Annotated in this window: 7 protein-coding genes; 4 read left to right on the forward strand and 3 right to left on the reverse strand. The window is 56.9% G+C overall.

Annotated elements, in window-relative coordinates:
• Nucleotides 1–5 precede the first annotated feature (5 nt).
• The 3 genes from pstA to phoU all read left to right on the forward strand — a co-directional run bounded on the left by pstA (nt 6) and on the right by phoU (nt 3,420).
• Nucleotides 6–1,661, forward strand: a complete 1,656-nt coding sequence (gene pstA, locus CKO25_RS19305; RefSeq protein ID WP_200389588.1) for a phosphate ABC transporter permease PstA — start codon at nt 6–8, stop codon at nt 1,659–1,661.
• A 97-nt stretch (nt 1,662–1,758) separates the two neighbouring features.
• Entirely contained in the window at nt 1,759–2,619 is an 861-nt protein-coding gene (gene pstB / locus CKO25_RS19310; protein ID WP_200389589.1) for a phosphate ABC transporter ATP-binding protein PstB, read from the forward strand.
• 72 nt (nt 2,620–2,691) lie between these two features.
• On the forward strand, nt 2,692–3,420 hold the full coding sequence (gene phoU / locus CKO25_RS19315) for a phosphate signaling complex protein PhoU (protein WP_200389590.1): 729 nt from the start codon (nt 2,692–2,694) through the stop codon (nt 3,418–3,420).
• A gap of 146 nt (nt 3,421–3,566) precedes the next feature.
• Here the strand turns inward: phoU and CKO25_RS19320 are convergent, their stop codons facing one another.
• Genes CKO25_RS19320 through CKO25_RS19330 form a run of 3 tightly spaced genes read right to left on the reverse strand, consistent with a single transcriptional unit; the run spans nt 3,567 to nt 6,098 of the window.
• The gene (locus CKO25_RS19320) at nt 3,567–3,728 is read right to left on the reverse strand and encodes a hypothetical protein (RefSeq protein ID WP_200389591.1); all 162 of its coding nucleotides are present in this window, start codon (nt 3,726–3,728) and stop codon (nt 3,567–3,569) included.
• 13 nt (nt 3,729–3,741) lie between these two features.
• Nucleotides 3,742–4,608, reverse strand: coding sequence for a universal stress protein (locus CKO25_RS19325; RefSeq protein WP_200389592.1), 867 nt, complete (start codon nt 4,606–4,608; stop codon nt 3,742–3,744).
• A 14-nt stretch (nt 4,609–4,622) separates the two neighbouring features.
• Complete coding sequence (locus CKO25_RS19330) at nt 4,623–6,098, reverse strand: SulP family inorganic anion transporter (RefSeq protein WP_200389593.1); 1,476 nt, start codon at nt 6,096–6,098, stop codon at nt 4,623–4,625.
• A 356-nt stretch (nt 6,099–6,454) separates the two neighbouring features.
• Here CKO25_RS19330 and CKO25_RS19335 point away from each other — a divergent pair, with 356 nt between their 5' ends.
• Complete coding sequence (locus CKO25_RS19335; RefSeq protein ID WP_200389594.1) at nt 6,455–6,931, forward strand: hypothetical protein; 477 nt, start codon at nt 6,455–6,457, stop codon at nt 6,929–6,931.
• The last annotated feature ends 144 nt before the right edge of the window (nt 6,932–7,075 follow it).

A 7,075-nucleotide genomic window follows, 5' to 3' on the forward strand; every position in this document is an offset into this window, starting at 1 on the left:
ATCAAATGACGACATGGTGGAAAAGTGGATCGCCTTGGGTGTGGCTGAATGCCGGGGCGGTCAGTATTAGTATCATTATGGTCTTCGGCTTGTTGCTTCTGATTCTGGTTCGCGGGTTTGGGAATTTCTGGCCGCATCAAATCGTCGAGACAACATACGAAAACCCGGTGACGGGCGAACAGGTCGAAGTGATTGGCGAGCGCAGGCGATCCGAAACCCTAACAGGGCAGGCTCTGCGTGAAGCCGGTATTCCGATTCCCGACGACCAGGTGCTGGTCACACGTCACCTGTTCAAGCTTGGAAATCGAGATCTCACAGGCCAGGACTTCGCTTACTTCATCGACGACTTCATGGGGGAGTGGCGCTATCCCCGCGATATCACGGTGCTGGAACGTCGGGAATGGGGTGACTTCCTGGGAACCCCCGTCCGTTTGATCGAGGATGGTCAGGTCGTCGCGGAAGGTGAGGCGCTTTGGCCTGAGTTTCAAAAGCGCCTCGCACGCAGCAATCGTCTTTTCGACGAGATACGTCAGATCGAACGTGAGGAGATCGGAAATATCAATTTCCGTCTCGAGCGGGTTCGTCTTGATCAGCGACGGGCCGAGTTGCGTGGAACTCTGACGCCTGAGTTGGAACAGGAATTCGTGAGCCGTCGGGCTGCTCTGAACGAGGAATACGCGGTCCTGCAAGAGCGATTGCGGAATCTGTCGGCCGAGAACCGCCGCGACGCCATCGTCATGCGTGCCCCTAATGGCGAAGAGCCAACGATTCGACTGGAGCAGATCGTGAAGGCATGGCAGCCGAACAACATGTCGATTCCGGCGAAGGTGGCCTTCTATATCGACGATTTCATCGGCTTCATCGTTGGTTATCCACGTGAGGCCAATACTGAAGGCGGTATTTTCCCCGCGATTTTCGGGACCGTCGTCATGGTCTTGGTCATGTCGATTCTGGTGACGCCTTTTGGTGTTCTTGCCGCGATCTATCTGCGCGAGTACGCAAAGCAAGGCGCCCTGCTCAAGACCATCCGAATTTCCGTATACAACCTGGCAGGCGTTCCCTCCATCGTCTTCGGTGTGTTTGGTCTCGGTTTCTTCATTTACCTAACCGGAGGCGCTATCGACCGAACCTTTTATCCAGAAGCGCTCCCGGCCCCAACATTCGGAACGCCGGGGCTGTTCTGGGCCTCTCTGACACTGGCGCTCCTAACCTTGCCCGTGGTCATCGTCTCGACCGAGGAAGGCTTGGCGCGGATTCCGGCGAGCCTTCGCGAAGGCTCGTTGGCGCTAGGTGCGACCAAGGGGGAAACGCTGTGGCAGGTGGTGGTGCCACTGGCAACGCCGGCGATGATGACCGGTCTGATCCTGGCGATCGCGCGTGCTGCCGGCGAGGTGGCTCCATTGATGCTTGTCGGCGTCGTGAAGTTGGCACCGACCCTGCCCATTGATGGAAATTTTCCCTTCCTGCATCTCGAGCGAAAGATCATGCATCTGGGGTTCCACATCTATGATGTCGGTTTCCAGAGTCCGAACGCGGAGGCGGCGGAACAACTCGTTTATGCGACCGCGTTGATCTTGGTCCTGCTCATCGTGGTGCTGAATCTGACGGCCATCACCGTCCGTAACCATCTGCGTGAAAAATATCGAGCGGAAGGTGATTGATACGGGTTCTGGCTCAACCCTGATACGTAATCCGGTGATTCCTTTGTTGACAGCAAGACCGCGTCAAGTGTCGATGTGGTTTGAATAGGAGATCGACATGACACAGTTCCATACCGCAACAGCGACAGCATCAACTCCCGTCGGCGGGCTCAATTCCGGTCTTTTCGAGGGTGCCCAGCGTGAGATTCGTTCACTGCGCGATGAGACCATCGCCCTCACGGTGGAGGGGCTCAACCTTTATTACGGCGATACTCCCGCATTGAAAGCGGTGACGATGCAGGTACCGACTCACCGTGTTACAGCCTTCATCGGACCGTCGGGCTGCGGAAAATCGACCTTATTGCGTTGCTTCAACCGCATGAACGATTTGATCGACAGCTGTCGGATTGAGGGCTCGATCAATCTAAAGGGTGAGAATATCTATGCGCGAGACGCCGATGTCGCAGAATTGCGGCGGCGCATCGGCATGGTCTTTCAGAAACCAAACCCCTTCCCTAAATCGATCTTCGAGAACGTCGCCTATGGTTTGCGAATGCAAGGAGTCAAGGATAAGCGGATCCTGACGGAAGCCGTCGAGCGCTCGATCAAGGCGGTCGGCCTGTGGGACGAGGTGAAAGATCGTCTGGATAGCAATGCATTTGGTCTGTCCGGTGGACAACAGCAACGCTTAGTGATCGCTCGAGCCATCGCCATCGAGCCTGAAGTGATTCTACTTGATGAGCCGACTTCGGCACTTGATCCGATTTCGACAGCTAAGATCGAGCAGCTTGTCGAGCAACTGAAGGAGCAATACACGATTCTGATCGTGACCCACAATATGGCTCAGGCCGCACGAATCTCTGATTATACAGCCTACATGTATCTTGGCGAGTTGATCGAGTACGCGGATACGATGCATCTCTTTACCAATCCGAGCAAGAAATCAACAGAAGACTATATTACTGGACGTTACGGGTGATGCCTCTCATTCGTTGAATCATCAAAACGTGTCAAGAAACCAATGCAAGCGTCTGATACACAGAGGGCTGAGATGGAAAGCAAACACATCGGTGGCCATTATTTGCAAAGCTACGACACGGAGCTTGAAGAAGTCTTCAATCATATGCTTGCCATGGGCGAGCTGGTCGAAGCTCAACTCCGCAATGCGCTCAGCGCATTCATCACTAGTGACTTAGCATGCGCCCGGGATGTCGCGGACAATGACCGTCGGGTGAACACGGCGGAGGTGCTCATCGATGAGCGTTGCACCGAGATCCTGGCCCGACGCCAGCCGACGGCGGGTGACCTTCGTCTCGTGGTGGCTGTCATCAAGACCATCACCGACTTGGAGCGGATCGGCGATCTCGCCGAGTCCATCGCGCGCATGGTGATTCGCAACGCGGACAGCGAGCGTCCGCGGCGTCAGCTGCTTCGAGAGCTTGAGACCATGGGGCAACGCGTCGCAAACATGCTGCATGAGGCACTGGATGCCTTTGCGCGCAGCGACGTCGATAAGGCGTTGGAGATCGTTCGGCAGGACGTCGACATCGATAACGACTATGAGGCCCTCACGCGACAGAACATGACCTACATGATGGAGGATCCACGATCCATCTCATTCATGCTCGACATCTCGCAAGTCGCGCGCGCGCTCGAGCGCGCTGGGGACCACGCCTGCAACCTCTCTGAATACCTGATTTATCTGGTCAAGGGTCGCGATGTCCGCCATATCGATATCGACCAGGTTGCGGCGATTGTGCACGATCAGCGAGACGAATAGGTCCATCGTCCTTGACCGGAATGATGCATGCGTATCCTAGCGATTTATGCTTTCTTGATGCAGGTCCAGAATCTCTAGACCAATGTCTTCGAGCCGTTGTCGAGGTCGGGCTAGACCTACCGTCGTGTCATCAGCCGCCATCTCGCTCAAGGCAGGGGCAGGCGCGTGCTCATCCGCGAGAGGCGAACGACACGCGTTTGGTCCAGCTCCACGATGCCGCTCGCCTCGTTAGATTCGGCGATGGCGATGATGAACCGATCCAGCTCGGCTTGGAGTCGTTCCCGGTAGGTGCGCGAATCGGATGTCATCGGTCGGCCTCGTTCAACGTAATAAGAGCGTCGGGATACGGGCCGAGCGCAGCAGATCGGAGGTCTTGCTGCCGAACAACAAGCTACGCAATGGCGAGTGGCTGTAGGCGCCCATGATCAGCAAGTCGATCGCCTGCTCCTGGATACTGCGGGCGATGATGCTCTCGGCGTCGCCTGGGATCAGAGCGTCAAAGACCTCGAGTCCGCCGTCCTCCAGCGTCGTCTTCGCCCACTCCAACTGGCGTGGGCCGTCCTTGCGAGGCTCACCAGACATCAGCAGATGGATGGGTAATCCCTGGAAGAGAGGGCTGGCGGCAACCATCTCCACGCCGCGCCGGGTCATGCTGCCGCCGTCATAGGCGATCATCACGCGACTCGGCTCCTGGAATCCCTGGGTCACGGCGAGGATCGGCTTTTTCAGCGCCCGGACCATGCGCTCGACGTTACGGCCAAGATCGCGCTGTGTCGTCTCGGCTGATTCACCGCGTCGTCCGAGGACAAATAAGCGCACGCTCGGTTGCTGCTCGACTAGGACCTCTTCCAAATCACCATATCGCTGGCGTGCATCCGGTGCCGGTACGCCGAGGGCAATCGCGCGCTCGCGCAGCTGATTGAGAAACAGCCGGCCCTCCTCGCGGACCGCCTTGCTGCGGACCTCATCCTGATCGGAAAGCTTGGTCAGCAGGTGTTGTTGCGCGTTAAAGCCGATGGCGCCGCTGCGGTCGCTGCCCGAAGCGGTTGCGGTATGACGGGTGATGATGTGCAGCAGCTCCAGCGGTGCGCCCGTGCGCCGTGCGGCCCATGCCGCGGCATCGGTCACGTGATCGGCAAAGTGCGAGCGATCGACGCAGGCCAGGATTTTGTTTTCGTCGTCTTGCATGTTTGCGGTCTCCATCAGTGGCCCATGAGTTGCTCGACGGCATCGGGTTTGTCGTGCACCGCAAAGCGGTCCACCAGGGTTGCACTGGCCTGGTTGAGTCCCACGATCTCGACCTCGGTGCCTTCGCGTCGGAACTTGAGGACCACCTTATCCAAGGCGGTGACGGCAGTGATGTCCCAGAAATGCGCGCGACTAACATCGATACGCACCTTTTCGATCACTTCCTTATAGTCAAAGGAGGCAATAAACCGATCCGCGGAGGCAAAAAATACTTGCCCGGTAATGAGATAGGCGCGCAGACGACCTTCGTTTAGGCAAACCGAACCGACGTGCAGGATCTGTCCCACCTTGTGCGCGAAGAAGAACCCAGATAACAACACACCAACCAGGACGCCAATGGCCAGATCGTGTGTCAGAACCACAATCAACACGGTGGAGATCATGACGATGTTCGCGTCGATTGGGTGGTCGCGCAGATTCCGCACGGAAGCCCAGTTGAAGGTGCCGATCGACACCATGATCATGACGGCTACCAGTGCCGCCATCGGGATCATCGCCACCCACTCATCGGCGAAGACCACCATCAAGAGCAGGAAGACCCCGGCGGCGAGAGTCGACAGGCGTCCACGACCGCCGGATTTGATATTGATGACGGCCTGACCAATCATGCCGCAGCCTGCCATGCCGCCGATGAAACCGGCGCCGATGTTGGCCACCCCTTGGCCGACGCACTCGCGGTTCTTGTTGCTGCTGGAATCGGTCAGGTCATCGACGATGGAGGCCGTCATCAGGGATTCCAGCAAACCGACCACGGCAAGCGTGGCCGAGACCGGGAAAATGATGGCGAGCGTCTCCCAGTTGAGTGGGATATCGGGGAAGAGGAAGACCGGCAGGCTGTCGGGCAGCTCGCCCATGTCACCGACGGTGCGGATGTCCAGATCCAAGACGATCGCCACCCCGGTGAGCACCAGGATGGTGACCAGCGGCGAGGGGATCAGCTTGGTGAGGTAGGGGAAGAGATAGATGATGCCCAGACCGGCGGCAACCATGGCATAGACTTCCCAGGTCACGCCGATCAACTCGGGCAGTTGCGCCATGAAGATGAGAATGGCCAGGGCGTTGACGAAGCCGGTGATGACCGAGCGCGACACGAAGCGCATCAGGTTGCCCAAGCGCAGCGCGCCGGCGAGGATCTGCAGGAGGCCGGTGAGGATGGTCGCGGCGAGCAGATACTCGAGGCCGTGGTCTTTAACCAGGGTCACCATCAACAGCGCCATCGCCGCGGTGGCACCCGAGATCATGCCCGGGCGACCGCCGACGAAGGCGGTGATGGTCGCGATTGCGAAGGAGGCGTAGAGCCCGACCTTGGGGTCGACCCCAGCGATGATGGAGAAGGCAATGGCCTCCGGGATCAGCGCCAGTGCGACCACCAGCCCTGCGAGTAGATCATTACGGACGTTGGACAACCAGTCCTTGCGAAGTGATTTCATGCGTACTCGATTCCATGGCTAACGCTGACCCAATCGGCCGGCGATGAAATGGATGGCGAATGCCGGTCCGCGTGGTGAGGCGGGGGCGATCAGAAGAGCGAAGTAGTCGAAAACAACGAAAACAAGATGCGAGCATGAGGCGCGCGGGATCGCACCGAACTACGGCGGGAGTCTGGTGACTCGGTTGGCGTGTCATGCCTACATCGGGGAGAGACTCCGGAGGGAAAACGAGGGTGATGTATAGGATCGCTGATATACTAGATTAATAAAATGTTTGCGAAATTATTATGTTCATAATAACCTAAAGATCCATAATCATTTTCTGCCCATTTTATTGATTGATCATAGGTGATTTTATGCTACGTTGCCAGTTTTCAGTTGAAGATCAACGCCGCATTCAACTTCAGCGTTACCGCCATCCTGATCCGATCGTGCGGAAACGTATGACCATCTTGTGGCATAAGCACCTTGGCCTACCACACCATGAAATTGCCAAATTGAGTAGCGCGGCTCCGAATACCGTCACGACGACGATTCGGACTTATATTGAAAAAGGGCTGTCCGGTGTCGAGAAGCGTCACTTTCACCAGCCAGTGAGTCAAATCGAGCCGCAACGTGACTTCTTGAAATCGCATTTTTTGAAGTATCCCCCACGCACCCTTAAAGAAGCGGCAGCGGAGATCAAGCGGCTGACAGGAGTCTCGTTTACTGTGCCTCATGTGCGTCACCTCCTAATCTCGTTCGGACTCAGCCGAAAAAAACAGGAAGCGTCCCTGGGAAACTGGATGACAGCAAGCGAGAAGAACAAAAGTCATTTATCATTAATGAGTTAGAGCCAAGACTTGCTGAAGCAAAAGAAGGTCGGCGACAGGTCTATTTTGTGGATGCGGCGCACTTCGTCCTGCAACCATTTCTCGGTTATCTGTGGTGCCTTCAACGCATGTTTGTCTATTCAGCGAGTGGGAGGCAGCGGTTCA

It is taken from the genome of Thiocapsa imhoffii (genome assembly GCF_016583985.1).
GTDB classification, from domain to species: Bacteria; Pseudomonadota; Gammaproteobacteria; order Chromatiales; family Chromatiaceae; genus Thiocapsa; species Thiocapsa imhoffii.